The 25746-nt window shown below is 72.4% G+C and carries 29 protein-coding genes; 5 read left to right on the forward strand and 24 right to left on the reverse strand.

The window, feature by feature from the left end; genetic code table 11:
* Positions 1-4 precede the first annotated feature (4 nt).
* Complete coding sequence (locus DEJ01_RS01665; protein WP_111092038.1) at positions 5-1036, reverse strand: nucleoside hydrolase; 1032 nt, start codon at positions 1034-1036, stop codon at positions 5-7.
* 162 nt (positions 1037-1198) lie between these two features.
* On the opposite strand from DEJ01_RS01665, the gene DEJ01_RS01670 reads away from it, so the two are divergent.
* Positions 1199-2197: a LacI family DNA-binding transcriptional regulator gene (locus DEJ01_RS01670; RefSeq protein ID WP_239001389.1), complete on the forward strand. Its 999-nt coding sequence runs from the start codon at positions 1199-1201 to the stop codon at positions 2195-2197.
* A 325-nt stretch (positions 2198-2522) separates the two neighbouring features.
* Here the strand turns inward: DEJ01_RS01670 and DEJ01_RS01675 are convergent, their stop codons facing one another.
* The 9 genes from DEJ01_RS01675 to DEJ01_RS17870 all read right to left on the reverse strand — a co-directional run bounded on the left by DEJ01_RS01675 (position 2523) and on the right by DEJ01_RS17870 (position 9242).
* The gene (locus DEJ01_RS01675; protein WP_111092039.1) at positions 2523-4196 is read right to left on the reverse strand and encodes an MDR family MFS transporter; all 1674 of its coding nucleotides are present in this window, start codon (positions 4194-4196) and stop codon (positions 2523-2525) included.
* The gene (locus DEJ01_RS01680; RefSeq protein ID WP_258367298.1) at positions 4193-4813 is read right to left on the reverse strand and encodes a TetR/AcrR family transcriptional regulator; all 621 of its coding nucleotides are present in this window, start codon (positions 4811-4813) and stop codon (positions 4193-4195) included. Before DEJ01_RS01680 ends, DEJ01_RS01675 begins: the two co-directional genes overlap by 4 nt.
* 51 nt (positions 4814-4864) lie before the next feature.
* The gene (locus DEJ01_RS01685; protein WP_111092040.1) at positions 4865-5347 is read right to left on the reverse strand and encodes a GNAT family N-acetyltransferase; all 483 of its coding nucleotides are present in this window, start codon (positions 5345-5347) and stop codon (positions 4865-4867) included.
* Positions 5348-5444: 97 nt separating this feature from the next.
* A complete protein-coding gene (locus DEJ01_RS01690; RefSeq protein ID WP_111039777.1) occupies positions 5445-6134 on the reverse strand; it encodes an HAD family hydrolase in 690 nt (229 codons plus the stop codon).
* A 54-nt stretch (positions 6135-6188) separates the two neighbouring features.
* Positions 6189-6830: an MBL fold metallo-hydrolase gene (locus DEJ01_RS01695; RefSeq protein ID WP_110865612.1), complete on the reverse strand. Its 642-nt coding sequence runs from the start codon at positions 6828-6830 to the stop codon at positions 6189-6191.
* Between the two features lie 58 nt (positions 6831-6888).
* Positions 6889-7314 carry a MarR family winged helix-turn-helix transcriptional regulator gene (locus tag DEJ01_RS01700; RefSeq protein WP_111055547.1) on the reverse strand — a complete coding sequence of 142 codons (426 nt, stop codon included), beginning with the start codon at positions 7312-7314 and terminating at the stop codon, positions 6889-6891.
* Positions 7315-7393: 79 nt separating this feature from the next.
* Positions 7394-7966: a DUF3618 domain-containing protein gene (locus tag DEJ01_RS01705; RefSeq protein WP_111024914.1), complete on the reverse strand. Its 573-nt coding sequence runs from the start codon at positions 7964-7966 to the stop codon at positions 7394-7396.
* On the reverse strand, positions 7963-8406 hold the full coding sequence (locus tag DEJ01_RS01710; RefSeq protein ID WP_051597109.1) for a phage holin family protein: 444 nt from the start codon (positions 8404-8406) through the stop codon (positions 7963-7965). Before DEJ01_RS01710 ends, DEJ01_RS01705 begins: the two co-directional genes overlap by 4 nt.
* The gene (locus tag DEJ01_RS17870; RefSeq protein ID WP_146247538.1) at positions 8403-9242 is read right to left on the reverse strand and encodes a hypothetical protein; all 840 of its coding nucleotides are present in this window, start codon (positions 9240-9242) and stop codon (positions 8403-8405) included. Before DEJ01_RS17870 ends, DEJ01_RS01710 begins: the two co-directional genes overlap by 4 nt.
* 146 nt (positions 9243-9388) lie before the next feature.
* Between DEJ01_RS17870 and DEJ01_RS01720 the strand changes: the two genes are divergently transcribed.
* Both DEJ01_RS01720 and DEJ01_RS01725 read left to right on the forward strand, forming a co-directional pair.
* The gene (locus DEJ01_RS01720) at positions 9389-10144 is read left to right on the forward strand and encodes a glycosyltransferase family 2 protein (protein WP_146247539.1); all 756 of its coding nucleotides are present in this window, start codon (positions 9389-9391) and stop codon (positions 10142-10144) included.
* 111 nt (positions 10145-10255) lie between these two features.
* The gene (locus DEJ01_RS01725; RefSeq protein ID WP_111092041.1) at positions 10256-10900 is read left to right on the forward strand and encodes a hypothetical protein; all 645 of its coding nucleotides are present in this window, start codon (positions 10256-10258) and stop codon (positions 10898-10900) included.
* A gap of 9 nt (positions 10901-10909) precedes the next feature.
* On the opposite strand, the gene DEJ01_RS01730 is transcribed toward DEJ01_RS01725, so the two are convergent.
* Complete coding sequence (locus DEJ01_RS01730; protein ID WP_111039782.1) at positions 10910-11527, reverse strand: helix-turn-helix domain-containing protein; 618 nt, start codon at positions 11525-11527, stop codon at positions 10910-10912.
* A 58-nt stretch (positions 11528-11585) separates the two neighbouring features.
* Here DEJ01_RS01730 and DEJ01_RS01735 point away from each other — a divergent pair, with 58 nt between their 5' ends.
* Positions 11586-12599, forward strand: a complete 1014-nt coding sequence (locus DEJ01_RS01735; RefSeq protein WP_111092042.1) for an NAD(P)/FAD-dependent oxidoreductase — start codon at positions 11586-11588, stop codon at positions 12597-12599.
* 60 nt (positions 12600-12659) lie between these two features.
* Here DEJ01_RS01735 and DEJ01_RS01740 read toward each other — a convergent pair whose 3' ends face one another.
* The 13 genes from DEJ01_RS01740 to DEJ01_RS18505 form a co-directional block, all read right to left on the reverse strand.
* On the reverse strand, positions 12660-13325 hold the full coding sequence (locus DEJ01_RS01740; RefSeq protein WP_111047878.1) for a pentapeptide repeat-containing protein: 666 nt from the start codon (positions 13323-13325) through the stop codon (positions 12660-12662).
* Positions 13326-13358: 33 nt separating this feature from the next.
* Positions 13359-13787 carry a DUF6314 family protein gene (locus DEJ01_RS01745; protein WP_111092043.1) on the reverse strand — a complete coding sequence of 143 codons (429 nt, stop codon included), beginning with the start codon at positions 13785-13787 and terminating at the stop codon, positions 13359-13361.
* Between the two features lie 9 nt (positions 13788-13796).
* Positions 13797-14048 carry a hypothetical protein gene (locus tag DEJ01_RS01750; RefSeq protein WP_111024922.1) on the reverse strand — a complete coding sequence of 84 codons (252 nt, stop codon included), beginning with the start codon at positions 14046-14048 and terminating at the stop codon, positions 13797-13799.
* The gene (locus DEJ01_RS01755; protein WP_071404844.1) at positions 14048-14404 is read right to left on the reverse strand and encodes an SHOCT domain-containing protein; all 357 of its coding nucleotides are present in this window, start codon (positions 14402-14404) and stop codon (positions 14048-14050) included. The genes DEJ01_RS01750 and DEJ01_RS01755 overlap by 1 nt, the downstream gene beginning before the upstream one ends.
* A 234-nt stretch (positions 14405-14638) precedes the next feature.
* Positions 14639-15736, reverse strand: coding sequence for an NAD-dependent epimerase/dehydratase family protein (locus tag DEJ01_RS01760; RefSeq protein ID WP_111092044.1), 1098 nt, complete (start codon positions 15734-15736; stop codon positions 14639-14641).
* Positions 15736-16929 carry a zinc-dependent alcohol dehydrogenase gene (locus DEJ01_RS01765; protein ID WP_071404842.1) on the reverse strand — a complete coding sequence of 398 codons (1194 nt, stop codon included), beginning with the start codon at positions 16927-16929 and terminating at the stop codon, positions 15736-15738. The genes DEJ01_RS01760 and DEJ01_RS01765 overlap by 1 nt, the downstream gene beginning before the upstream one ends.
* 145 nt (positions 16930-17074) lie before the next feature.
* On the reverse strand, positions 17075-17989 hold the full coding sequence (locus DEJ01_RS01770) for an aminoglycoside phosphotransferase family protein (protein ID WP_111092045.1): 915 nt from the start codon (positions 17987-17989) through the stop codon (positions 17075-17077).
* A 98-nt stretch (positions 17990-18087) separates the two neighbouring features.
* Positions 18088-18675 (reverse strand): TetR/AcrR family transcriptional regulator, encoded by a 588-nt coding sequence (locus tag DEJ01_RS01775; RefSeq protein ID WP_051597141.1) that lies wholly within the window; start codon positions 18673-18675, stop codon positions 18088-18090.
* Positions 18665-20185 carry an MFS transporter gene (locus DEJ01_RS01780; protein WP_111092068.1) on the reverse strand — a complete coding sequence of 507 codons (1521 nt, stop codon included), beginning with the start codon at positions 20183-20185 and terminating at the stop codon, positions 18665-18667. Before DEJ01_RS01780 ends, DEJ01_RS01775 begins: the two co-directional genes overlap by 11 nt.
* 77 nt (positions 20186-20262) lie before the next feature.
* Positions 20263-20898: a DNA alkylation repair protein gene (locus DEJ01_RS01785; protein WP_181438331.1), complete on the reverse strand. Its 636-nt coding sequence runs from the start codon at positions 20896-20898 to the stop codon at positions 20263-20265.
* Positions 20895-21698, reverse strand: a complete 804-nt coding sequence (locus tag DEJ01_RS01790) for a sulfite exporter TauE/SafE family protein (RefSeq protein ID WP_111092047.1) — start codon at positions 21696-21698, stop codon at positions 20895-20897. Before DEJ01_RS01790 ends, DEJ01_RS01785 begins: the two co-directional genes overlap by 4 nt.
* Before the next feature lie 26 nt (positions 21699-21724).
* Complete coding sequence (locus DEJ01_RS18550) at positions 21725-21886, reverse strand: helix-turn-helix domain-containing protein (protein WP_220038656.1); 162 nt, start codon at positions 21884-21886, stop codon at positions 21725-21727.
* A gap of 515 nt (positions 21887-22401) precedes the next feature.
* Positions 22402-23598, reverse strand: a complete 1197-nt coding sequence (locus DEJ01_RS18505; protein WP_111092049.1) for a peptidoglycan DD-metalloendopeptidase family protein — start codon at positions 23596-23598, stop codon at positions 22402-22404.
* 165 nt (positions 23599-23763) lie between these two features.
* On the opposite strand from DEJ01_RS18505, the gene DEJ01_RS01805 reads away from it, so the two are divergent.
* Positions 23764-25638, forward strand: coding sequence for a gamma-glutamyltransferase family protein (locus DEJ01_RS01805; RefSeq protein WP_111092069.1), 1875 nt, complete (start codon positions 23764-23766; stop codon positions 25636-25638).
* Positions 25639-25746 lie beyond the last annotated feature (108 nt).

Genomic DNA, 25746 nt, shown 5'->3' on the forward strand with positions numbered 1-25746 from the left:
GGGTTCAGTGCTCCGGGGTCGTGGTGATGCCGGCTTCGACGGCGTCGGCGGCGGCACGTGGGGTCCAGCCGGTGTCGGCCGTCTCGCCGATGCGCTCGAGGGCGTCGACGACGAGGTCCCAGAACCGGCCGTGGTCGAGCTCCATCGCGGCGCTCGTGCGGCAGTCCTCGGGTGCGGGGGCGCGGAAGTCGGCGACGGTCATGCCGAGGGTCAGCGCGCCCTGGGTCTCGACGTGGATCGGGACCTTCACGGCGCGGACGATGGTGGGGTCGATCACGTAGGCGACGGCGCAGGGGTCGTGGACCGGCGGGGCGTCGAAGCCCTGGGCGTCCTTGTAGGTCTGGCCGAAGAAGTCGAGCAGCTCACCGACGAACCCGGCGGGGGCGGTGCCGACGCCGGCGATGCGTGCGGCGACCTCGGGGGTGGCGAGGGCCTGGTGCGTCAGGTCGAGGCCGACCATCACGACGTCCCAGCCGGCCTCGAACACGATGGCCGCGGCCTCGGGGTCGATGACGATGTTGAACTCGGCGACCGGGCTCCAGTTGCCGACGTGCACGCCGCCGCCCATGAGCACGACCTGCTTGACGCGCTCGACGATGCGGGGCTCCTTGCGGGCCGCGAGGGCGATGTTCGTCAGACCCCCGGTCGGCACGAGGGTGACCGTGCCGGGCTCGTGGGCCATCACGGTGTCGATGATCAGGTCGACGGCGTGGCGCTCATCGAGGTCGAACGACGGCTCGGGGAGCATCGGGCCGTCCAGGCCGCTCTCGCCGTGGATGTCCGGTGCGACCTCGATCTGACGCAGCAGCGGGCGGGCGGCTCCGGCAGCGAACGGCACACCCGTGATGCCGGCGATGCGGGCGACCGCCAGGGCGTTGCGGGTGACCTTCGGCAGGGTCTGGTTGCCGACGACGGTGGTCACGGCGAGCAGGTCGATCGCCGGGCTGCCGTGGGCGAGCAGGAGCGCCACGGCGTCGTCGTGGCCGGGGTCGCAGTCGAGGATGATCTTCGCGGCGGGCTGGGTCGCATCGGGCACGCTGGGCGCTCCACTTCTTCGGGGAATCGAGGTGAGTGCTCGACGTGGTGGGGATCCACGGGCCGGCAGAGCGCTGGCGACGCGGCGCGTCAAGCGTTTGACATCGAAACACGTCAAACGCTTGACGTCAAGTTCGACCACCACGCTCGCTAGCATCGACGGGTGCCCTCCCCCGCCGTTCCGAGCCGTCGAGTGACCGCTGCGATGGTGGCCGAGCGTGCGGGCACGAGCATCGCCACGGTCTCCCTCGTCGTGAACGGCAAGGACCGCGGGCGGGTCTCCGCCCCCATCGCCGCACGGGTCCGCGACGCCGTGGACGACCTCGGCTACGTCGTCGACCACGCCGCCAGCTCGTTGGCTCGGGGCAGCGGCGACCTCGTCGTGTTCATCGCCCCCGACCTGTCGAACCCGTTCTTCGCCGAGGTCATCCGTGGCGTCCGCGACACCCTGGGCGACCGGTTCCAGCTCGTGCTCTCCGTCACCGAGCGGGGTGCACAGCCGGTCGCGGCCGACGTCCGGCGCTTCGAACGGCTCCGCCCGGCCGGCATCCTGGTCGACGCCCCCGCCGCTGACGAGCCGATGTCGGCGAGCGTCCCCGTGGTGCTGCTCGACGCCCCCGGTGGGCCCGAGGCGGTCAACTACGACCTCTCCACCGGCGTGCACGACCTCGTCGCCCACCTGCACGACCAGGGGCACCGGCACGTGGGCTACCTCGACGGCACCTCGCGGGCGGCGACGTTCGGCGTGCGCCGCGAACTGTTCGAGCAGGCCTGCGCGGACGCCGGCATCACGGTCTCCGAGGTCACCGCGCGCGCCGACCTGACCGTGGAGGCCGCGGCCTCGGCCACCGAGCACGTCATCGAGGCCTGGCAGGACGACGACGTCACCGCCGTCGTCGCGGCCGCGGACACCCTGGCCTACGGAGTCCTGCGGGTCGCCGGTGCGCTCGGCATCGCCGTCCCCGGCGCACTCGCGGTCGCGGGCTTCGACGACCTGCCGTCCTCGTCGGTCACCGCGCCGGCCCTGACGAGCGTGGCGCTGCCCGGCGCCGACCTCGGTCGGGCTGCGGCGCTGCGGCTCCTCGCGACGCTCGACGGCACGGCCGCCGAGCCCGCGGCCCTGCCGACGCGGCTCGTGCCGCGCGCGAGCACCGGCGCGTAGCGCGCCGCGCCGGCGCCCGAGCCGGGGCCCGCGAAAGCGACAGATGTCGCACGTCCGAGGCGGCAGGTCCGCGAAAGCGACAGTTCGACGCGGATGTTCCGCGGAGAACTGTCGCTTTCGCGAAGGAGGCGGGCTGGCCACGCGCCGTGGGCGCGGACGCGCCGGACGGGAGGCCCGGTGCCAGCCCGCACCGCGCCTCCAGGGAGCGACGGGCGCGACCACCCCGCCATGGCGACAGATCTCGCCGCCCACCGACCGGCAGGACCGCGAAAGCGACAGATGTCCGCGGACGTTCCGCGCAGATCTGTCGCTTTCGCGAGGCGGGCTACTGCTGCGTGCGGTCCGTCGGCTCCGCCGCCGCGTGCTCCGCGCGCGCAGCACGCTGCGCGCGCTCGAGCTCGTCGGCCTCCTCGCCGCCGACGGCCTCGCCACGGGCGACCATGCCGGCCGTGTCGGAGAGCGTGATCTGCGGCAGGAAGAGCGCGAGCAGGAACGCCACCGCGATGAACGGCAGCAGGTACCAGAACACCGGTGCGAGCGAGTCGGCGTACGCGTTCACGACACCGTCCTGCACCGCAGGAGGCAAGCCCGCGACGGTCGACGGGTCGATGCTCCCCGCCGAGGACGCCGCATCGGTCGCCGAACCGCCGGCACCGCGGAACACGTCGGTCAGCGACGTCGTGAGCCGCGCGGTGAAGAGCGCGCCGAAGACGGCCGTGCCGAGGGAGGCGCCGACTTCGCGGAAGTAGTTGTTCGTCGACGTGGCGGTACCGACCTGCTCGGCGGGGACGGCGTTCTGCGCGACGAGGACGACCACCTGCATGATCAGGCCGAGCCCCGCACCGAAGACGAACAGGTACGCGCAGATGAGCCAGATCGGGGTGTCCGCCGCCAGCTGGGTCATCGCGAGCATCGCGATGGCCACCAGGACCGTGCCGACGATCGGGAACATCCGGTAGCGCCCGGTCTTGGTGATCAGGACACCCGAGGCGATCGAGGTGCCGATCAGACCGGCCATCATCGGCAGCATCAGCAGGCCGGAGACCGCAGCCGAGGTGCCGGAGGCCATCTGCAGGAACGTCGGGACGAAGCCGATCGCGGCGAACATGCCGATGCCGAGCACGAGGCCGATGCCGGTGGCCAGCAGGAAGGTGCGGTTGCGGAAGAACGACAGCGGGAGCACCGGGTCCTGCGCACGGGACTCGACGAACACCAGGAGCGCTGCCGAGACGACGAGACCGGCGAACCAGGCCCAGGTCTCGGGGGCGTCCCAGCCGTGGTCCTTGCTGCCGCCGAACTCCGAGAAGAACACCAGGCACGTGGTCGCGGCGGACATGAACAGCACGCCGAGGACGTCGATGCGCTTCGTCGCCTTCTTGTTCGGCAGGGTCAGCGCGAACCACGCCACGAAGAACGCCGCGATGCCGACCGGGATGTTGATGTAGAACGCCCAGTTCCAGGTGAGGTGGTCCACGAAGAAGCCACCGAGCAGCGGGCCACCGATGGCGGACAGGCCGAAGATCGCACCGAGCGGGCCGAGGTACTTGCCGCGCTGCGAGGCCGGGACGATGTCCGCGATGATCGCCTGCGACAGGATCATCAGGCCACCGCCGCCGAGCCCCTGCATGGCGCGGAACGCCACGAGCTGCGTGAAGTCCGTGGCGAACGCGCACCCGGCCGACGCGATGGTGAACAGCGCGATGGCGATGAGGAACAGGTTGCGTCGGCCGAGGACGTCGCCGAACTTGCCGTAGACGGGCATCACGATGGTGGAGGCGAGCAGGTACCCGGTCGTCAGCCATGCCTGGTGCGCGACGCCGCCGAGCTCGCCGACGATCGTCGGCATCGCGGTGGAGACGATGGTCTGGTCGAGGCTGGAGAGCAGCATCCCCGCGATCAGGGCGGAGAAGATGATCCAGATGCGACGCTGCGTCAGGAGCAGCGGGCCGTCGGAGCCTGGGCGGGCACGCTTGGTGGTGCCCGGCGCGGTGGCGCTCATGTGGTGTGTTCCCGTTCGGTCGTGGTGACCGCCCTGAGCAGGCGGAGGTTCTCGGTGAGCAGTTCGTCGAACGTCGGCCCGGTGGCCTCGTCGAACGCGTCGTCGAAGTACTCGGTCGCGGTGGCCTTCATCAAGGCGGCCGCGGCCTCGGTGACCAGGCGCGGTCGGCGGTCGGCGGGGTCGTCCCACCCGAACCGTCGCCGCAGGGCCACGGTGATCCGGGCGAGCTGCACGTCGGTCGCCGACAGGAACCGTGCGACGAGTGCCGGCTCCCGCTCGAAGACGCGGCGGACCAGGGCCTCGTCGGCGCGGGCGATGCCGACCCGGTGGAACTGGTCGATCGCCAGCGCGACGATCGACCCGAGGGGGTCCAGTTCGCCGGGGACGATCCCGCCCGCGGCGTAGGCGTCGATCGCCTCGACGTCGGCGTTGAGCTCGATGCCGAGCACGGCGTCGTCCTTCGACCCGAAGTGGTTGAAGAACGTGCGGCGCGACACCCCGACGGTCTCGCAGAGCTGCTCGATCGTGAAGCCGTGCAGCCCGTGTTCGACCGTCGCCCGACGTGCCTCGACGATCATGCGTCGGCGCAGCGCGCGGGTGCGTTCGGTGGTGCTCACCGAGCAAGAATTGCACTCTCGTGTTGAAAGTGCAATCTGGATCGGGTCGACTTAGAGCGTCTTCTCGAAGCAGAACGACCACGGCATCGTCGCAGCGTAGGGCTCGTAGACGTCGATCTGGTCCCAGCCGGTCTTGCGGTAGAGCGCTACGGCGTCGGGCTGCTTGTCGCCGGTCTGCAGGATGAGCCGCGGGGCGCCGAGTGCACGGCCGACGCGCTCGCACTCGTCGAGCAGTGCGGTGGCCGCACCCTTGCCACGCGCGGAGGCCAGCACGATGAGGCGCTTCAGTTCGACCTCGTCACCCAGGCGCCGGACGGCGATGTGCCCGACCGGTTCGCCGGACTCGTCGACGGCCAGGATCGACGTGACGACGGTCGACGGGTCGACGCTCAGCGCACGACCCCGCTCGGCGGTGACCGCCGGGTCCTCGCCGGCGTTCGCCGACCCGTAGCGCTCGTGCATCTCGTCGTCCATGCGGGCGCGGAGCACCACGCTGCGGGGGTCGTCCCAGGACACGCGTTCGATCGTGATCACGAACGTCGATCCTGGCACGGGCGACCGACGACGCGGAAACCGAGGCGACCGTCGGGCGCGACCGGCGCCGCCCGTCCGGCGCGACCGGCGCCGCCCGTCAGGCGCGCTGGCCGAGTGCCGCGATCGGGCCCTCGCCGGCGCGGAACGCCGCGAGCACGGCCGCCGCGTCGTCGTACACCTCTGCCGCCCCGGCACCGCGGAGCTCGTCGCCGCCGATGCCGCCGGTCATGACGCCGACGCACGGTACCCCCACCTTGCCGGCGGACTCGACGTCCCACATGGCATCCCCGACCATCACGGCGTCGTCGGCGGAGACCCCGGCCTTGTCGAGCGCGACCCGGATGATGCCGGGGTCCGGCTTCGCCTGCTCGACGTCCTCGGAGCTGGTCTCGGCGGTGACCCACTCGCCCGCGTCGAGCAGGTCGCGCAGGCGGGCGAGTTCGTGCTCGGGCGCGCTGGTCGCCAGGACCACGGCGTGCCCGGCCTCGGCGACGGCCTGCAGGAGTTCGCGTGCACCCGGCAGCAGCCGGAGCCGCGGCATCTGCTCGGCGTAGTAGGCGGTGTGGAACTGCTTCGCGGTGTCGCGGGTCTCCTGGGACGCGTCCGGCAGCAGCGTCTCGAGCAGCTTCGCCGAGTCCATCCCGATCGCGCGGTGGATCCGCCAGGCGTCGACGGACTCCCCCGCCGCCAGGAACGCCCGCCACCACGCGTCGATGTGCGCGTAGTTCGAGTCGGCGAGGGTGCCGTCGATGTCGAAGAGGACTGCTGTCGTGGGTGCGTCGGCCATCCCACCATGCTGCTCGGGAGGCCCGGATCGCCTCCCAGGGGCCGCCCGCGTCCGTCAGACGGTGATCGTCTCCCCCGCCGGCAGGATCAGGACGGGCACCGGCCCGAGACCGTCCGGGCCGAGGAAGCGCGCGGCGGACTGCTGGCCGAGCTCGCTCAGCATCGCCTCGTGGATCTGCACGGCCCGCTCCGGCGCCACGGCGCGCACGTAGTCGACGGCCTGGGCGGTGTTCGTCCACGGGCCGCTCGTCGGCAGCAGCAGGGTCGGCACCGGGACGCCGGGCTCGAGGTACGCGTCGCCCGGGTGGAACACCGCGTCGTCCACCAGGTAGCCGACGTTCGCAGTGGAGGGGATGTCGGGGTGGATGACCGCGTGCTGCTCGCCGAAGACCCGGACGGAGAACGGTCCGACGGTGATCGTGTCGCCGGCGTGCACCGCTGCGACCCGGCCGTGGTGTTCGCCGAGCTGCTCGACGACGGTCTCCGGACCGCGGACGACGAGGTCCGGGTTCGCGGCGAGCCCCGCGCGCAGGGCGTCGATGTCGAAGTGGTCGGGGTGGTCGTGCGTGACGAGGACACCCGCGGCGCCGCGGACGAGGTCGACGGCCTCGGGAGTGAACACCCCGGGGTCGATGACGAGGGTGACGCCGTCCTGCTCGAGGACGACGGTGGCGTGGTTGTACTTCGTCAACTCCATGCGCACAACTGTACAGCCGTGTTGTACTTCTGCGATCGCCCAGGAGGTGAGGAGTCGTTCAGTCGGCCCGGCGCGCGACCCGCTCGAACAGCTCGGGCAGACGGCGGAGCAGCGCACGCTCCTCGGCGTCGGTCTCCTCGCGGATCGCGTCGGCCAGCCAGTCCGTGCGGGCGTCCATGTCGCGCTGCAGGGCGGCCCGGCCGGCGTCCGTGATCCGGATCACCGAGGCTCGGCGGTCGGTGGCCGACGCCGTCCGGTCGACGTACCCGAGTTCGGCCAGTTCGCCGACCGTGCGGGACTGCCCCTGGTGCTTCACCCCGCGGCGGCGCGCGAGTTCCGCGATCGTCATCGGGCCCTCGCGGTGCAGGAACCCGAGGGTGGTGGTGTGCGTGGCCGGCAGCGCGTCCGCCTCGCGTCGTGCGGCACGCACGACCCGGCCGATGGACTGTCGGAGCTCCGCAGCGAGCTCGTCGATCGGGTCCATGCCCGGAACGCTACCGCTTCACGGACAGGAGGCGCGGTGCCCGCTGGCACCGCGCCTCCTGTCCGTCACGGGGTTCCGCTCAGCTGCTGCGGACGTCGTCCGCCGCACCCTGCGCGTTGTCCTTGACGTCGGACGCGGCCCCCTGCGCCTCGCCCTTGATCGTCTGCGCGGCGTCCTGCGCGGTCCCCTTGAGGTCCTGCGCGTGCTCCTTCGCCACGTCGCCGAGCTGCGAGCCGACGTCCTTCGCCTGCTCCTTGACCTCGTCGACGAGCGGTGCAGCCTTGTCCTTCAGCTCACCGGCGAGCTCTTCTTCCTTCTCGGTGGTCGGCAGGAGCGACGACACGAGCCAACCGGCACCGAACGCGATGAGGCCGACGGCCAGGGGGTTGCCCTTCGCCTTCTCGACGCCCTTCTGCGCGACGTCCTTCGCCTGGCCGGTCGCGCCCGAGGCGGAACCGGAGGCGCTCGAGCGGGCCGACTGGGCCGCGCCCATCACGGACTCACGGACGTCCTGGAACCGGCCCTTCACCTTCTCGCTCTGGCGGTGGGCGATGGACGACGGGCTGACCTTGTCGGCGAGGGCGTCGACGTCGGAGCCGAGTTCGCCGCGGGTGCGCTCGATGTCGGCGCGGATCTCGTCTGGGGTGCTCATGGCTTCCTCCCGGTGTTGGGCTTGAGTGTCTCGGGGACTTCCTTGGCGGTCTCGACCGTCTGTGGGGCGCCCTTGATCTCCTTGATCTCCTTGCGCCCGCGGACGGCCAGGATCGCGGCGACGATCGCGTACACGACCGCGATGATCAGGGCGGACCAGGCGTTGCCGATCAGGTAGCCGAGGCCCCACCACGCTGCGATCGACAGGAACAGCAGAGCGAACACAGCGGTGAGTCCGGCGCCGCCGAACATCCCGCCCGCCTTGCCGGCCTTCTTCGCGGAGTCGGTCAGCTCGGCCTTCGCGAGGGCGACCTCCTGCCGGAACAGACTGGAGAGGTCACGCGACACGTCGGACAGCAGCTCACCGAGCGGTGTGGTCGCAGCGCGCTCTTCGGGCGTCGGTTCACCCAGGGGTGTCGCGCCGGGGACGGACTGGCTCATACGCCACTCCCCGATCCGGTGGTGCCGTCGCCGGCCTCCTTCTCGTGCTTGACCTCGGTCGCGAGCGCCTTGGTCAGGCGTCCCGCGAGCAGGCCAGCGCCCGCGGCGATCGCGATGAAGGTGCCGGGGCGCTTCGCGGCGAAGTTCTTCACCTCGTCGAGCAGCGAGCCCGGGTCGCGGTTCTCGAGGAACCCGGCGGCCGAGGTCGCGCGGCCCGACAGGTCGCGGACGACCTTCGAGGCGACGCCCTGCTCGTCGTCGTTCTCGGCCATGCGACCGAGCTGCTCGCCGAGGGAGCGGAGTCCGCCGGCAGCGCGCTGCTGCTGCTCGCCGGCCTGCTGCTTGAGGTTCTCGGACGCCTGGCCGTAGAGCTGCTTGGCGTGCTCGGTCGCCTCGGAGGCGACCTTCGACGCCTGCTCCTTGGCGGTGCCCGCGACGTTCGCGGCCTTCTCCTTGGCGTCGCCGGCGACGTCCTGCGCGGCACCCTTGGCCGCGTCGGCCTTGCCGGAGCCGCTGCCCGAGTCACTGCCGGAGCCGGAGCGGCTGCCGGTGCTGCCGGAGCCACCAACGCTGCCGGCGGATGCCGCGGACGGGACGGCGGGGAGCTGCTCGTCGGCCGGGACGGCGTCGAGGGGTGCGTCGAACGGCACCTCGGCGGCGCTGTCGCCGTACGGGTCGTAGGTCTGGGGCGCACCGGGGTCGGTGGGTCGCGCGGCGGGGGTTCCGCTGGCGTACGACGGCACGGTCACGCCGGGGGCGACCTCGTGGCCCTCGGAGGCTGCGGTGCGGTCGTGGATGGGCGTCCCGGAGTCGTTCCCGGGTGGGTTCGTGGTCATGGTCGGCCTTCCGGTTGTCGTCGTCCCCGGCGTGCACCGGGGGCGTTTCGCAACGAACTTGCGCCGTGCCCTCTTGGTCCGGTCCCAGGATCACCGGGAAACGCGGTCCGGCAATCCGCACAGGTGGAAGCCGGTTGGATCGACGGGTGCCCCGAGTCTCGGTCGTGATCCCCGTGCGGGACGACGCCGTGCACCTGCGCCGGTGCCTCGCCGCCCTCGCGGCCCAGACCCGGCCGGCCGACGAGGTCGTCGTGGTCGACAACGGCAGCTCCGACGACAGCGCGGCGGTCGCCCGGGACGCCGGTGCGGTCGTGCTCACGGAGCCGGTGCGCGGGATCGCCCGGGCCTCGGCGCGCGGCTACGACCGTGCGTCCGGCGACGTCGTCGTGCGGCTCGACGCCGACTCCGTCCCACCGCCGACGTGGATCGCCGACGCGGTCCGGCTGCTCGCCGACCCCGAGGTCGTCGCGGTCACCGGTCCGGGCCGGCCGCGGAACGGTGGCGCCGTGGTGCGCCGACTGTGGAACGCCGTGTACATGGGCCCGTACTTCGTCCTGATGTGGAGCGCGCTCGGGCACCCGCCGCTGTTCGGGTCCGCCATGGCGATGCGCCGGTCGACCTGGGCCGCGGTCGGTGGGCGAGCGCACCGCGACGACGCCGAGGTGCACGACGACGTCGACCTGAGCATGCAGCTCGACCCGGCCTGGCGGGTGGTTGCCGACCCCGTGCTCACCGTGCAGGTGTCCGCGCGACCGTTGGCGGGCCTCCCGTCCGTCTGGGTGCGGACGCGACGCGCCTTCCACACGTTCCGCGTGAACGGCCGGCGGGCGAACCCGGTGCGCCGGTGGGCGCGACGGCTGCGATCGCAGTCGCGGTCGCGGCGGTGGTGGCGCAGCCGCTGACCGACGGGGTCGGGCGACAACGAATCGGTGACGGTCCCAGCCACCGCGGCCCTCGGTCGGTACGTTCGTGAGCGACGGTCACGACCTGACGCGACCGGACGAAGGGGAACCATGCGCCACACGATCACGCTCGCTGCCCTGCTGGCGGCGGGCCTCGCCCTGACCGGCTGCGCCCAGGCCGGACCGGCCGGACCCTCGAGCGACACCGCGACCACCGCAGCCGACCCGACGACGGCACCGAGCCCGACCGACACCACGACCGCTCCGAGCCCCACCGACACCGGGGCCCCGAGCGACGAGACCGCCGCCGTCCCGGCCAGCTGCACCGACCTGATCACCCCTGGCAAGTGGGACAAGGCGTTCGCATCGGCACCGCTCAACGACCCGTCGGTCGTCGGGGACCCGATCGCGATCCCGAAGAGCTCGTTCACCCCGGCGCTGCAGGGCGACGGCAAGCGCCTGTACTGCGTGTGGCGGGAGCCGCAGGCCGACATCTCGTACCTGTCCATCGCGGTCGACGCCGTCGACCCGACCGCAGCCCGCGACGCGCTCGAGCAGCTCAGCGCGAAGGGCTACGACTGCGGCGACGAGTCCGACGGGTCCCTGTGCCAGAAGGTCTCGAAGAACTCGCAGTACCCGGTCACGGACGGCGACACGTACTTCACGCGGGGTGACCTCGGCATCCACATCCAGCAGTCGAACATCGAGACGACCGATCTGCTCGACGACGTCGTGGCGAACGTCTTCACGGACTGACGCATCGGGTCAGCGGGCGGGTCGAGACCGCACGTGCGCCCGCTCACCCTGCGGCCCGTACAGGCACAGCACCTCGGTGACGGAGTCGGTCACGTTGCCCATCCAGTGCGGGGTGTGGGTGTCGAACTCGGCGACCTCACCGGGTCCGAGGTCGAGGTCGTGCTCCCCCAGCACCAGTCGGAGCCGTCCGGACAGCACGTAGAGCCACTCGTAGCCCTCGTGCGTCTTGAGCGACGGCTCCCCACCCGGGGTGTTCGGCGGGAACAGCTGCTTGAACGAGCGCACCCCGCCGGTCCGCTTCGTCAGCGGCACGACGACGCGGCCGCCGTGCACCTCGGGCTTCATGTGCACGCGCGGGTCTCCGGTCTGCGGTGCGCCGACCAGGTCGTCGAGGGGCACCTGGTACGCCCGCGCGAGGGGTAGCAGCAGTTCGAGCGTCGGCTTCCGTTGCCCAGACTCGAGCCGCGACAGCGTGCTCACCGAGACCCCCGTCTGCTCGGACAGGGCGGCGAGCGTGACGTCGCGGTGGGCACGCAGCGCGCGCAGGCGGGGGCCGACCCCGTCGACGACCTCGGCCGTCGTGCGCGGTGTGGTCGCGTCCTGGTTGCCGTGTCCCATGGCGGCCATGTTGCCACACCGGCAAACTTCGTTGCTGTTCACGCTCGACCCGCCGCATGATCAGCGCATGCCTGCACACTTCGACGTCATCGTCATCGGCGGCTCCGCCGCCGGCCTCTCCACCGCCCTCATCCTCGGCCGTTCGCGGCGCTCGGTGCTCGTCGTCGACTCCGGCGAGCCCCGCAACGCCCCGGCGGCCGGCGCGCACAACTACCTCGGCCACGAGGGCGTCGCGCCCGCCGAGCTGCTCCGCATCGGTCGCGACGAGGTCGCCGCCTACGGTGTCCAGGTCACCGCCGGGAGGATCGTGGCCACGTCCGCCACGACCGGTGACGGTCACGACCCGGTCGGCTTCTCGGTCACGCTGGACTCGGGCGAGGTCGTCACGGCGCGCAGACTGGTCGTCGCCTCCGGCGCCGTGGACGTCCTGCCGGAGGTCCCGGGCCTGGCCGAGCAGTGGGGGCGCGGGGTCGTGCACTGCCCGTTCTGCCACGGGTGGGAGATCCGCGACCAGCGGATCGGGGTCCTCGTCACGACGCCGAACGGCGCACACCACGCGCTCATGTTCCGGGCGCTGAGCGATCGGGTGATCGTGTTCCTGACCGATCCGGCGCTGATGGACGACACCGCCCTGGCCGGTTTGGCGGCCCGTGGCATCTCGGTGGCTCAGGCACCGGTCGCCGCCGTGGTCTCCGATGGTGACCGGTTGACCGGGGTCCGGCTCGGCGACGGGTCGTTCGTCGAGCTCGATGCCCTGGCCACGGCGAGCCGGCCCGAGGCGCGGGTGGCGTTCCTGTCCGGGCTCGGCCTCGACGCCACCGACCAGTTCATGGGTGACCACCGGTTCGCGACCGCGCTGACCGTGGACGCCGCCGGGCAGACCGCCGTGCGCGGGGTCTACGCAGCCGGCAACGTGACGGCCCCGATGGCGACGGTCATCGCGTCGGCGGCTGCCGGCACCCAGACGGGTGCGGCGGTGCACGGCGACCTGGTGCAGGCCGACCTGGCGGCGGCGCTGGCCGGGGTCGGCGCGGGCGCGGGCGTCGGTGCGGGCGTCCCTGCAGCCGATGTTTCGGGCTGAGCGACAGGTCGCGGGGCCGGGCAGGCGTGCGATGTCGGTGAGCGCGAAACCCGGGCTCGCTCAGTCGACGCGGTAGCCGGCCTGCGCGGCCAGCAGCGGCGCGAGCGTGTACAACTGGTCGGCCCCGATCGTGGCCCCGCGGAACCCCTCGAGCCGCTCGACCCGATCGAGGTCCGCTCCGCGCAGGTCCACGTGGTCGATGCGGGTGTTCGACCCCTCGGCGGCGCGGATGCTGCTGCCGTCGAACGACACCCGCAGCAGCTTCGCGTCGGCGATGTCGAGCTCGTCGATGACGCAGTCGCGGAACACCACGTCGGTGATCGTCGAGCCGCGCAGGTTCACGAACCCGAACTTCATGCCGACGAACTCGACGCCGTTCAGCCCGGAGTCGTACAGCTCCGCCGAGCCGACGCGCCCGCCGGAGACCCGGACCTCGCGCCACGAGCTGCTCGACGCCCGCAGGATCGGGGCGTCGAGCGAGTCGATGATCGAGTCACGGACCCGGAGCCCACGGAAGTCCGCGTCGTCGCCCCGGAACGTGTCGATGACGCACTCCTCGATCTCCAGGTCGGGCAGTCGCTCGCCGGCCAGGTCGAGGACGTCGATGCGCTTGCCCTCGATGCGGTCACCCGTCAGGACGTCACCGGGTGCTGGCACCCAGTCCTCGAGGTTCGTGGGTTCGGTCAGGGTGATGCGCGGGGCGTCGGTGCCGGAGGAGCGTGCCATGCCCCCAGTCTGGCGGTGACCGCCGACCCAGGGTCACGACCGGGGTCGGGTGAGGACGCTGTCCAGCCGGTAGTCCTTCGCCGGGCCGCGCGCTTCCCACCGCACCGTCCAGCGGTCTTCGTCGCCGTCGAAGGCACCCGTGTAGTCGTCCGGGGTGCAGGCGTGGGCGACGCTCGTGCCCCAGACCCAGTCGTGGAACACCCGACCGTCGGAGAAGTGCACGGTCCAGCCGCCGTCGGCGCGGTGCGCCCCGCCGGTACTCGTCCGCCGCAGGACGAGGGTCCGAGACACCGGGGTCGTCCGGCCGTCGAAGGTCATCACGCCCGACTCGTCCCAGCGCACCTCGTCGTCGACCCGGGTCAGGGTGGTGGTCCCGGTGACGGTCCCCGTGGCCCCGGCACGGTGGTCGTGCACGGTGCGGTGCAGGTCCCACACCCCGAGCAGGTCCGTCGGCAGCAGCACCCGACCAGGCTAACCGCGCAGGGCCTCGGCCCGCGCGGCTCGGCGCTCGTCGTCGGTGATGACCCCGCGGGCGTGCAGCTCGTCGAGTTCGAGGAGCCGCTGTTCCGGTGAGCTCCGACGGGCACCGTGCGGGCGCCGACTGCGGACGACCGCGATGCACACGGCGACGATGACCGCGATGACGATGAGTGCCATCAGCAGGGTCCAGACGAGGTCGTAGACCGGCGGGATCAAGGGGTTCTGCACTTCTTCGGAGGCCATCATCGTCCGCGCAGCGCTTCGGCTCGGGCGCTGCGGTGCTCCTCGTCGGAGATCACGCCGCGGGCGTGCAGGTCGTCGAGTTCGGCGAGCCGCTGTTCGAGCGGCTTGTCCGGTGCGAACGTGCGGCTCTGCATCGCCTGGTACGCGATGTCCTCCTGCATGGTGAGCGGGTTCTGACCACGGTCGGCCATCCGCTTGCCCCGGTAGAGCGCCAGGATGACGATCGTCAGGGTCGTGAGGATCGCCAACGCGGCGACGACCCCGAACGCGATGCCGAACCAGCCGTCGAACAGGTCGGGCATCCCCGACTCCCCCGGACCCTCGAGCTCACTGAACGCGGACCAACTGAGCACCATCGCGCTCCCCCTTCTCACAACGACGAGCGAAGCGTAGCGCGAGACGGCGAACACGAGCGGGCGTTCCTTCCCAGAACGCCCGCGATGGAATGTGGAAACGGGCGTACCTGGTCGGAACTTTCGACCCGGTACGCCCGAAATCACCCGGTACGCCCGATTCGACCAGGCAACGCGACCCCAGGCAGCGCGAGCCCCACCCAGCGCGCCACGCACCCCCGGCCACCCCCAGCCCGCTCAGCCGCGCAGCGGCCCCGACCCCGGAACGTTCGCACCGTCCGCGAACCCGGCCACGAGTGCACGCAACGCTTCTTCGGAGGTGTGTCGGGCCTCCCATCCGAGCACCGACCGGGCACGGTCGGTCCGCATGATCGGCACGCCGGCCGCGATGTCGATCCACCCGGCGTCCGTCGGCTGCAACCGCAGCCGCCACGTCACCGTCACGATCCCGCGCAGCAGCCGCAGCGGGATCCGGACGGCACCGAGCATGCCGAAGGCCCGAGCCAGTCGCGGCGGGTTGAGCACGGGCGACGCGGCGATGTTGAACGCCCCCGCTGCCCGTCGGTCGACCGCGCGCCAGTAGGCGTCGGCGACGTCGTCGGCGTGCACGGCCTGGAACACGAACGGGTACGGCAGCGGCAACACGAGCCAGCGGATCCACCGCACGATCGACATCGGCACGAGGTGTCCGAGGAACAGCCCCCGGATCTCGGCGGCGGCGTCCCGCTGGAAGATCAGCCCCGGGCGGAGGCGGGTGACGGTCACGGAAGGGTGGTCGGCCTCGAACGCGTCCATCGCCGCTTCGTTCGCGGCCTTGTGGATCGAGTACGTCGCCGTCGGGATGCCGTCGGCGGGCCAGCTCTCGTCCACGGGGGTGCGCTTGCCGTCGACGTCCACTCCGCGGTAGGCACCGACCGACGACGCGACGACGACCTGGGGTACCTCGGCGCGCGCGACGGCCGCCAGGACGTTCGCCGTCCCGGTCACGTTCGTGCGGTGCTGCGCGGGGATGTCGTGCGTCGGCTGGAGCGCCCACGCCAGGTGGATGACGGCATCGGCGCCCTGGAACACGGCCGTGAGCTGGTCCACGGCGTCCGCGGCACCGACGTCGACGGCGTGCCAGACGGCAGCAGCATACGGCTCCGCGCGCAGGTCCGGCAGGCGCCGGGCGACACCGACGATCTGGACGCCGACGCCGTCACCGGCGGCGTCACCGGCGGCGTGACGGCCGGTGTCACCGCCGGTGTCACCGTCGCCGTCGGCGCGCACGGCCGCGAGCCGACGGAGCACCGCCGTCCCCACGTTACCGGTCGCACCGACGACGACGATGCGCATCAGGCTGCGGCCATCGCGGGGTCGAGCACGACCTTGACGCAGTCGTCCTGCTTCTTCTGGAAGACCTCGTACATGTGCGGGGCATCCTCGAGCGAGACGCGGTGGGTGGTCAGGTCGAGCGTGCCGAGCGGGTCCGACGGGTCGGAGACGAGCGGCATGATGTCATCGATCCAGCGCTTCACGTTGCACTGGCCCTCGCGGATGGTGATCTGCTTGTCGAACAGCGTCATCATCGGCATCGGGTCGGCCATGCCGCCGTAGACACCGCTCAGCGAGACGGTGCCGCCGCGGCGGACCAGGTCGATGGCCGCGTGCACGGCCGCCAGGCGGTCGACACCGGCGGTCTCGATCGCCTTCTGCGCGAGCTTGTCGGGCAGCAGGCCGGCGGCGCGCTGGGCGAAGCCCGCCATCGGGTTGCCGTGGGCCTCCATGCCGACGGCGTCGACGACCCCGTCGGGGCCGCGGCCGTCGGTCAGGTCGACGAGCTCGGGCACCAGGTCCTTCGTCAGGTCGAACACCTCGGCACCGTGCTTCGCCCCGAGGTCACGGCGGACCTGCTCGGGGTCGACGGCGAGCACGCGGTAGCCGAGGTGCTTGCCGATGCGGGCGGCGAACTGGCCGACCGGGCCGAGGCCGAGCACGGCGAGCGTGCCACCCTCGGGCACCTGGGCGTACTGCACGGCCTGCCACGCGGTCGGCAGGATGTCGCTCAGGAACAGCCAGCGGTCGTCGGGGGTGCCGTCGTCCGGCACGACGATGGGGCCGTAGTCGGCGTGCGGCACGCGCAGGTACTCGGCCTGGCCACCCGGGACCTGGCCGTACATCTTCGTGTAGCCGAACAGCGAGGCCCCGGTGCCGTACTCGGTCACCTGGGTGGTCTCGCACTGCGACTGCAGGCCGTGCTGGCACATCCAGCAGTGGCCGCAGGAGATGTTGAAGGGGATGACGACCCGGTCGCCGACCTTCAGGTTCGTGACGCCGGATCCGACCTCTTCCACGATGCCCATCGGCTCGTGGCCGAGGACGTCGCCGCGGTCGATGTACGGGCCGAGCACGCGGTACAGGTGCAGGTCGGAGCCGCAGATCGCCGTGGAGGTGATCCGCACGATCGCGTCGGTCGGCTCCTGGATGGTCGGGTCGGGGACGGTCTCGACGGACACCTTCTCGGTGCCCTGGTAGGTCAGTGCGCGCACGTTGCGTTCCTCTCGTGGTCGCTTCGAGCCTGCCTGGAGGCACGACTCGCGTTCCCCTCCTCGGTACGCGCCCGCCCCGTGGACGCTCCCAGCCCCGCGTCCCCCTCGCGCACGTCGGCACGGGTGGGCAGCCGTGGCCGCGACCTCAGGCGAGGACGGCTGCGAGGACCCGCTCGTGCTCGTCGCGACCGCCCGGTCCGGCGCTGCCGGCGAGCATGATGAGCGCCTTCCACAGCGCCCATCCCCGTGCACGCGCCCACGTGTCGTCGTCCAGGTCGACGGCCCGCCGGAACACCCGTCGCGCCGGGCCGTCCAGCATCGTCCACGCGAGCACGAGGTCGCACGCCGGGTCCCCCACGCCGCACGTGCCGAAGTCGATCACCGCGCACAGCCGCCCGGTGTCGTCGACGAGCAGGTTGCCCGGGGCGACGTCGCCGTGGAACCAGACGGCCGGCGCCTCCCACCGGCTGGCGAGGGCCTCGGCCCAGACCGCTTCGCACGCGCCGCGGTCGACGACGGTGCCGCCGGTCCTGCCGCTGCCGCCGCCGCCGCCGCCGCCGCCGAGCGTGTCGAGCGCCGTCCGCACCTCGGCGTCGTACACGGACGGGTGCTCGCCGCGGTAGAACGAGTGCGCGCCGGCGGTGGGGCCGCCCGTCGCCGGGACGCTCCGGAGCTGCCGGAGCACGGCACCGACCTCGGCAGCGAAGCGCTCGTGGTCGAGGTCGTCGACCTGCACGGCGGGCACCCCGTCGAGCCACCGCCGCACCGACCACGGGAACGGGTACCCCTGGCCCGGTTCCCCGAGCGCCACGGGCTCCGGGACGGCGACGTCCAGCCGCCGGGCGAGGTACGGCAGGACGTCCTGCTCCTTCTCGACCGCGGGCACGTAGCCGGCCGCGCTCGGCAGTCGCACCGACAGGGCGTCCCCGAGCCGGTAGGTGCGGTTGTCCCAGCCCTGGTGGTCGACCTCGCGCACGGGCAGGTCGGCCCAGTCGGGGAACTGCTCCGCGACGAGTCGTTCGACGAGTCCGGCGTCGATCCGGGGCACCTCGGTGTGCATGCCCGCAGCCTAGGCGTCGGACCGGGCCAGCGGTGGGGCCGGTGCGCGCGGGCGGCCAGCGGCGGGGCGGACTCGCACCGGGCCTCCCGGCCGTCGCCTCAGGCGGGTTCTGCCAGGGCGAGCAAGGCGTCGCGCGCGACCGCGAGCTCCCGCTCGTCCAGGTAGGGCGGCATGCCGACCGCGGCCGCGAGGCCCTCGGCCGCGTGCCGGACCACCAGTGCGCGGTCCTCGGGCAGGCCGTCGCGTGCGAACAGCGTCCGCCAGTGCTCGGCGTCGGCGGCGACGGCCGCGGCGATCCCCGGGACGGCCATCAGACCGGGCCAGTGCGACGACGGTGCGAACAGGTCCATCGCCTGCTCGCTGCCGCCGCAGAGCGTCCGGACGTAGGCGCGCAGGACCTTGCCCGGTCGGTTCTCGGCGAGGTCCACGTGCTGCATGACCTCGTCCGTGAACGCGGCCAACCCGTGCTCGACGACCGCGAGCAGGAGTTCGTCCTTCGACGGGAAGTGGTGCAGCAGCCCGCTCTTCGAGACGCCGGCTTCGGTCGCGATCTCGGCGACGCTCACCCGCGTACCGCGCTCGGCGAGCAATCGGCGTGCGGACTCGAGCACGGCCTGCCGCGTGCGCTCGCGGTCGCGGGAGCCGTCGGTGCCGGTGCCGGGGCCCGTGCTGCGGTCAGTGGTCATGCGGTCCATCCTGCCGGTTCGGGATGACCCGGAGCGCGACCACGGCGGCGACCGCGAGCAGCACCGCGGCGCAGACGGAGGCGAGTTGCATGCCACCGGTGAACGCCTCACGGGCGTGCTCGAGCACCGGCGACCCCGGTTGCAGTACCTGGCTCGCCGACGCCAGCGACTCCCGGACCCGGTCCGCGACCCCCGCCCCCAGGCTGTCGCCCGTGAGGTCGAGGTTCGACCGGTAGAACGCGGTCTGCAGCGACCCGAGCACCGCGATGCCGAGCGCGACGCCGAGCTCGTACCCGGTCTCCGAGATCGCCGAGGCGGCGCCCGCACGCTCCCGCGGAGCCGCGGCGACGACCGCGTCCGTCGCCAGCGTCATCGACACCCCGACGCCGAGGCCGACCACGGCGAGCGCGATGGCGATCCCCCAGTACGTCGGCAGCCCCTCGGCGAAGGCGAGTCCGGCCATGCCGACCGCGGCGACCGCCAGCCCGAGGCCGATGGAGCGACCGGGGCCGACGCGACGGGAGAGCAGGCCGATCACGGCGATGACCGCGATGGACGCCAGGGTGGCCGGCAGCTCCGCGGCTCCGGCGAGCAGCGGGGTGAACCCGCGCACCAGCTGCAGGTACTGCGAGAAGAAGAACAGCAGACCGCTCAGCGCGAAGACGGACAGCGAGTTCGCGACCACCGCACCGGAGAACGCCGGGATCCGGAACAGCTGCAGGTCGATGAGCGGCGTGGTCAGGCGTTTCTGCCGCCGGACGAACCACCAGCCCGACGCGAGCCCGAGCAACGCGGTCGCCGGCACCGTCCAGTCGAACCCGTGCCCGGCGACGTGCTTCACGGCGTAGACCATCGGCACGATCGCGAGCACCGAGAGCACCGCGGAGAGCAGGTCGATCGGGGTCCGGGCGCCGCCGCGGGACTCCGGCAGCAGGAACGCCCCGGCGACGACGATCACCGCGATGACGGGGATGTTGATGAGGAACACCGATCCCCACCAGAAGTGTTCCAGCAGCGCCCCGCCGACGAGTGGTCCGGCCGCGGCACCACCGGTCGCGCCCGCGGACCACACCGCGATGGCGGTGGTGCGCTGCCGCGGGTCGCGGAAGATCGTGCGCACCAGCGACAGCGTCGAGGGCATCAGGGTGGCGCCGGCGACGCCGAGGAGTGCCCGTGCGGCGATGAGCAGCTCCGGGCTCGAGGCGAAGGCCGCAGCGGCCGATGCCAGTCCGAACGCGACGGAGCCGAGGAGCAGCAGGCGCTTCCGACCGATCCGATCGGCGACGTTGCCCATCGTGACGAGCAACCCGGCGAGTGCGAACGAGTAGACGTCGCCGATCCAGAGCACCTGGGTCGCGGTCGGGTCGAGGTCGGCGGTCAGGGACGGCACCGCCAGGGCCAGCACGGTGCCGTCGATCGCCAGGAGCACCACGGCCAGGGTGAGGACGCCGAGGGACGCCCACTCACGGACGGAGGCGCGGTGGGTCGGGGTGGTGCTGGTCGTGGTCATCGGTCGACCGTAACCGACCATTTGGTCGGTTGGGCAGACTGCACAGTCGGTTCACAGCACAGCACAGCGCCGCTCGGTCAGCCCCGCAGCCGGTCACGCTCCCCTGGCGGCAGGTGCTCGGTCGCCGTCCGGCGGGCAGCCGGGCTGAGGAACCGGCCGCTCTGCTCGAGGAACGCCACGAGCGCCGCCTCGGACGCCCGCTTCCCCGTCTCGCGCAAGACCAACCCGAGCGCCGACTGCACCGTCTCGCTGCGCTCCCGCACCAGGCGGCCGGCGATCCCGAGTGGCACCTCGGCGTCGCCCTGTTTCACGAACGCCAGGGTCGCCACGACCGCGATCCGACGGACCATCGCGACGTCGGACTTCGCCAGCGCGAACAGCGGACCGGTCGAGGCGCCCACCAACGGGGCGCCGACGAGTTCCTCGGCGGCCAGGTCGACGAGCACCGGGTCTTCGAGCCGCTCGGCCTTCGCCGCGGACAGGTACTCGTCGGTGAGCTCCGGGTCCGGCTGCGCCCGCATCGCCTGCACGAGCAGCAGGACGGCGACGAGCTTCGCGCCGTCGTCCTCGCTCCAGAGCAGCGCCGAGCGCTCCCCCTCGTCGAGGTCGTGGAACTGCCGCGCGACCCGGCGGGCCGCGGCGACATCGCCGGTGGTGCGGGCGAACGCCGCCAGCACGGCTTCCGCGTCGCGCCCTGCCTGGAGGCCCGTCACGCGACCTCCCCGTCGCTCGCGTCGTTCTGTGGTGCCCTCCGACGCCCGCGGCTGAGCACGATGACCGCGACGACCACCAGGAACGCCGCGAACATCCAGGTGCCCACCTGCGGATCCACCAGGCGCGCCAGCACGGCACCGCCCGGCGAGCACACGGCGGCGGTGACGCCGACCGTCAGCCCGACCCGCAGGTCGACCGCGCGACGCCGGAGGTTCGCGACCGTCCCGGACACCGACGTCGGCACCATCGTGAGCAGCGACGTGCCCTTCGCCAGCAGGTCGCCGGCACCGAGCACGACCTCGAGCCCCGGCACGATGACGACCCCGCCGCCGACGCCGACGAGCCCGGACAGCACCCCCGACAGCAGCCCGAGCAGCAGCAGGACGATCGCCTCGACGACGCCGAAGTGCACCTCGCCACCGCGGGTCGGCACCGTGGTGAACAGCGACACGAGCACGACGGCGATGAACCCGACGAAGATCCACGGCAGCGCGCGGAGCGGCAGGGCACGGAGGAGCCGGGCACCGATCGGGGCGCCGATGACGCTCCCGACCGCCAGGGTCAGGGCCGCGAGCCAGTGCACCTCGCCCTGCACGGCGTAGGTGACCGCGCCGACGACGGCTGCGGGGGCGATCGCCACGAGCGAGGTGGCCGAGGCCCGACGCTGGTCCATCTGCGCGAAGGCCATGAGTGCCGGCACCACGATGACCCCACCGCCGACGCCGAACAGACCGGACAGCACGCCCGCCAGGACCCCGATCGCCACCAACACGAGCACCGTTCCGCCGCGCTTCCTCATCCCGCCCAGGCTATCCGCGCCGCGGGCTACGACGCAGCGAGCGCCGCCGGCTCACCCTCGTGCACGAGCTGGTGCACCCGCTGGTACGAGACACCGAGGACGACCGCGATGTCCCGCAGGGTGAGGCCGTCGTCCTTCAGCGAGACAGCGATCGCCCTGCGGAGCGAGAGCGCGCGGGCCTCCTTCACCTCGGCCTCGGCGCGCAGCGCGGTGGCCTCTTCGAGCGAGCGCGCCAGGGCTGGTTCGAGCTAGGCACGGATGACCACGGTGACGTCGTCCTGATCGACCTCGGCGACGAAGGCGATCGCTTCACGCTGGGCATCGGCAGCGAGGTCGAGCCGACGGACCTGCGAGATCGCGCCGGGGAACTGGTCGTTCTGCTCGAACTGCTTGAAGAACGCCCGAGCGGTGCCGTCGGCGATCTCGGAGTGCCGTCCGACGGTGCTCCGAGTCGACCCGACGACGATCCCGGTGTTGCACTGTCTACTGCCCTTGATTCCTCAACGCAAGCGACAGAGACGAAGCGGGATGATGACGCCGCCCTCGCACGGTGCGGGGCGGCCAACGAGTGAGCAGAAAAGGTCGAGTGGCCTCAAGCCACCCGACCTTTTCTGCTCACCCGATGCGCGGGGCGGGGTCGCGCGCGACACACGCGACGTGCCCGAAACCCGCGCCCCGCCCGCGCCCGCGGCCCCGCCCCGCCTCAGCGGAAGTGCATGTTCTTCAGCGGGTCGACGAGGGTGCCGTTCCGCCGCGTCTCGACGTGCACGTGCGGCCCCGTCGACTGCCCGGTGTTGCCGGACTTCGCGATCTCGGTGCCGAGCTTCACGATCTGCCCCTGCTTCACCTCGATCTTGCTGAGGTGCGCCGTCAGCACCGCCGTCATGCCGTACGTGACGACGATGTAGTTGCCGTAGGCCGCGTCGTTCGCGATGGTCTTGGTGACCGTCCCGGTCCCGGAGCCGTACACGGCCGTCCCCACCGGCACCGGGGCGTCGGCGCCCTGGTGGTAGCGCGGCACGTGCCCGGCGCCGCGGTCGTCGCCGTACCGGCCGGTGATCTTCGTGCCGTTGACGGGCCAGGCCAGGCCGGTGACCGGTCGGCTCGACCAGACCCGGGTGTCCTTCGCGCCGTAGAGCACGACGTTGCCGTCGACCTGGACGAGCAGGTTGCCGGACCCGGCGGTGCTGGTGCGTGAGCTCCAGAGCGCGACCTTCTTGCGCGACGCGTCACGGGTCCAGATGACGAAGTTGCCCTTGGCCTGCAGCTCGGCCCAGGCGCCCGGGTGCCCGCCGGTGCGCGACTGCCAGACCACGCGGCCGCTGACCTTCTGCACCAGGTTGCCGTCGGTGCGCATGTTGAGGATGCGCGTGTTCGAGGTGTCGGATCGCAGCACGGTGCCGCCCAGGATGGTGTTCCCCGACGGGACGCGGTCCTGGTAGCCGTTCCAGCTCACGACCACGGTCTTGCCGGCGAGCAGCGCCATCGTGCCGTCGGCGCGCACCTTCAGCGCGGTCGAGTTCACGGTGCCGGCCGAGGCCCAGCGGGCCACACGCTTGCCGTTCTTCGTGATGTCGAGGGCGCGGTTCTTGCCGACCACGGCGATCGCGCCGGAGTTGCCGGCGGTGTTCGACGCCCACAGCACACGGTTGCCGATGCCGTACTCGACCAGGTTGCCGTCGCCCTGCATGATGAGCTTGAACTGGCCGTTCGGCGACGTGACCTGGTCGCCGGGCAGGATCTTGGTGCCGGCCGGGGCCGAGCCGACCCAGACCGCAGAGGCCGCTGCCGGTTCGGCTGTCGCCACGAGCGCCCCCGCCGCCAGGGCCAGTGCCGTCACGGCGCCGGCGATGCGTGGGAGTCGGCGCGCACGTGCGACGGTCGACGGAGTGGTGGTCATGGATCCCCTGCCCTGGAACCGACCGTGCGAGCGCGCGGTCGTTCGGCGCTCGCCCTGCACGAGTCGCCGAACGATGTTCGCTTTTCTGCGCGGGGTGCACAACCCCTTGGACGGGGGGTGTACAGCACGGGAGTATTCGCCGCGGGACAGGATGGGACCATGTCGATGCCGAGCCCCGCCTTCGTCCCGCCCGCTGCGCAGACCACCCGTCCGGACCTGCGGGGCACGTTCGGGATGGCGGCCTCGACGCACTGGATCGCGACGGCGACCGCCCAGTCGGTGCTCGAGCGCGGCGGCAACGCCTTCGACGCCGCCGTCGCCGGGGCCTTCGTCCTGCAGGTCGTGGAGCCCCACCTGAACGGCCCCGGGGGCGACCTGACGGCGGTCTTCGCGACGGCAGTCAACCCCGTGCCGACGGTGCTGGTCGGTCAGGGCCCCGCCCCCGAGGGCGCGAGCCCGGAGCACTACCGCGCCGAGGGCCTCGACCTGGTCCCCGGCTCCGGCGCGCTGGCCGCGACCGTCCCCGGCGCGGTCGACGCCTGGCTGCTCCTGCTCCGCGACCACGGCACGTGGGAGCTGGCCGACGTCCTCGCCCCCGCGATCGGGTACGCCCGCGACGGACACCCGGTCGCACCTGCGGTGGTCCGGACGATCACCGCCGTGCGCGGCCTGTTCGAGCAGCACTGGCCCACCTCCGCCTCGCAGTGGCTGCCGGGAGGCGCGGTGCCGGTCCCCGGGGACCTGGTGCGCAACGAGGCACTCGCTGCAGTGCTCGACCGGCTGGTCGAGGCCGGCGCCGGTGCCGGCAGCCGGACCGGCCGCATCGATGCGGCCCGGTCCGAGTGGGCGGAGGGGTCCGTCGCCGAGGCGATCGACCGGTTCGTCCGCGAACCGCACCGGCACGCGTCGGGCACCGACCACGCGGGGGTCATCCGGGCGTCGGACCTGGCGGCGTTCCGGGCGTCGTACGAGCCCGCGACGACCGCCGAGTTCCGCGGCTGCACGATCGCCAAGACCGGACCGTGGGGCCAGGGTCCGGCGCTGCTCCAGACACTGCGGCTGCTCGAACCGCTCGACGACGCCCTGCTCGACCCGTCGACCGAGCTCGGCGCGCACACGATCGTCGAGGCGCAGAAGCTCGCCCTCGCCGACCGCGAGGCGTTCTACGGCGACGGCGAGGTCCCGATGGACGTCCTGCTCTCCGACGCCTACGCCGACGAACGTCGTACGTTGATCGGCGAGCGTGCTTCGGCCGAGCTCCGACCCGGCACGATCGCCGGGGCCGAGCACGCGCTGCCGCCGATCCGCACCTCGTACGACTCCGCCGGGTCGGTCGGGGTGGGCGAACCGACCGTGCAGGTCGCCCGCGAGGCAGAAGCCGACACCGAGGTCCCGCCCGCCGCTCCGCTCGAGGACCGCGGCGAACCGTTCGTCACCCCCGACGGCGAGACCCGCGGCGACACGTGCCACATCGACGTCGTGGACCGCTGGGGCAACATCGTCAGCGCGACCCCGTCCGGCGGCTGGCTGCAGTCGTCGCCGACGATCCCCGAGCTCGGGTTCTGCCTCGGCACCCGACTGCAGATGACGTGGCTCGAACCGGGCACGGCCTCGACCCTGCGGCCCGGCGAGCGCCCCCGCACGACGCTGACCCCGACCCTGGTGCTCCGCGACGGGCAGCCGGTCGCCGCGCTCGGTTCCCCCGGCGGTGACCAGCAGGACCAGTGGCAGCTGCTGTTCCTGCTGCGCTGGATCGTCGGCGGGTACTCACCACAGCAGGCCATCGACGCGCCGGCGCTGCACACCACGTCCTTCCCGGGGTCGTTCTGGCCACGTACGTGGGAGCCCGCGGGCCTGGTCGTCGAGGACCGCCTGGGGGACGAGGTCATCGGGGCACTCAAGGCCCGCGGACACGTCGTGACCCGCGGCGGTGACTGGAGCCTGGGCCGGCTGTCGTGCGTCACCCGTGACCCGGACACCGGGATCCTCGGCGCTGCCGCGAACCCCCGCGGCGCGCAGGGCTACGCGGCGGGACGCTGACCGGCGCCCGTTCCTTCCCAGAACACCCGCACTGGAAAGTGGAATCGGGCGTACCTGGTCAGAACTTCCGACCAGGTACGCCCGAATCGACCAGGTACGCCCGATTCG

Origin of the sequence: Curtobacterium sp. MCLR17_040 (assembly GCF_003234735.1) — a bacterium.
GTDB lineage: Bacteria > Actinomycetota > Actinomycetes > Actinomycetales > Microbacteriaceae > Curtobacterium > Curtobacterium flaccumfaciens.

Bases quoted from the DNA above. Each gene is read 5' to 3' on its own strand.
- DEJ01_RS01675 (WP_111092039.1), bottom strand. From the start codon at position 4,196: ATGAGCGCCACCGCGCCGGGCACCACCAAGCGTGCCCGCCCAGGCTCC.
- DEJ01_RS01690 (WP_111039777.1), bottom strand. From the start codon at position 6,134: ATGGCCGACGCACCCACGACAGCAGTCCTCTTCGACATCGACGGCACC.
- DEJ01_RS01695 (WP_110865612.1), bottom strand. From the start codon at position 6,830: ATGGAGTTGACGAAGTACAACCACGCCACCGTCGTCCTCGAGCAGGAC.
- DEJ01_RS01700 (WP_111055547.1), bottom strand. From the start codon at position 7,314: ATGGACCCGATCGACGAGCTCGCTGCGGAGCTCCGACAGTCCATCGGC.
- DEJ01_RS01705 (WP_111024914.1), bottom strand. From the start codon at position 7,966: ATGAGCACCCCAGACGAGATCCGCGCCGACATCGAGCGCACCCGCGGC.
- DEJ01_RS01710 (WP_051597109.1), bottom strand. From the start codon at position 8,406: ATGAGCCAGTCCGTCCCCGGCGCGACACCCCTGGGTGAACCGACGCCC.
- DEJ01_RS17870 (WP_146247538.1), bottom strand. From the start codon at position 9,242: ATGACCACGAACCCACCCGGGAACGACTCCGGGACGCCCATCCACGAC.
- DEJ01_RS01725 (WP_111092041.1), top strand. From the start codon at position 10,256: ATGCGCCACACGATCACGCTCGCTGCCCTGCTGGCGGCGGGCCTCGCC.
- DEJ01_RS01730 (WP_111039782.1), bottom strand. From the start codon at position 11,527: ATGGCCGCCATGGGACACGGCAACCAGGACGCGACCACACCGCGCACG.
- DEJ01_RS01735 (WP_111092042.1), top strand. From the start codon at position 11,586: ATGCCTGCACACTTCGACGTCATCGTCATCGGCGGCTCCGCCGCCGGC.
- DEJ01_RS01740 (WP_111047878.1), bottom strand. From the start codon at position 13,325: ATGGCACGCTCCTCCGGCACCGACGCCCCGCGCATCACCCTGACCGAA.
- DEJ01_RS01750 (WP_111024922.1), bottom strand. From the start codon at position 14,048: ATGGCCTCCGAAGAAGTGCAGAACCCCTTGATCCCGCCGGTCTACGAC.
- DEJ01_RS01755 (WP_071404844.1), bottom strand. From the start codon at position 14,404: ATGGTGCTCAGTTGGTCCGCGTTCAGTGAGCTCGAGGGTCCGGGGGAG.
- DEJ01_RS01760 (WP_111092044.1), bottom strand. From the start codon at position 15,736: ATGCGCATCGTCGTCGTCGGTGCGACCGGTAACGTGGGGACGGCGGTG.
- DEJ01_RS01770 (WP_111092045.1), bottom strand. From the start codon at position 17,989: ATGCACACCGAGGTGCCCCGGATCGACGCCGGACTCGTCGAACGACTC.
- DEJ01_RS01775 (WP_051597141.1), bottom strand. From the start codon at position 18,675: ATGACCACTGACCGCAGCACGGGCCCCGGCACCGGCACCGACGGCTCC.
- DEJ01_RS01780 (WP_111092068.1), bottom strand. From the start codon at position 20,185: ATGACCACGACCAGCACCACCCCGACCCACCGCGCCTCCGTCCGTGAG.
- DEJ01_RS01790 (WP_111092047.1), bottom strand. From the start codon at position 21,698: ATGAGGAAGCGCGGCGGAACGGTGCTCGTGTTGGTGGCGATCGGGGTC.
- DEJ01_RS18505 (WP_111092049.1), bottom strand. From the start codon at position 23,598: ATGACCACCACTCCGTCGACCGTCGCACGTGCGCGCCGACTCCCACGC.
- DEJ01_RS01805 (WP_111092069.1), top strand. From the start codon at position 23,764: ATGCCGAGCCCCGCCTTCGTCCCGCCCGCTGCGCAGACCACCCGTCCG.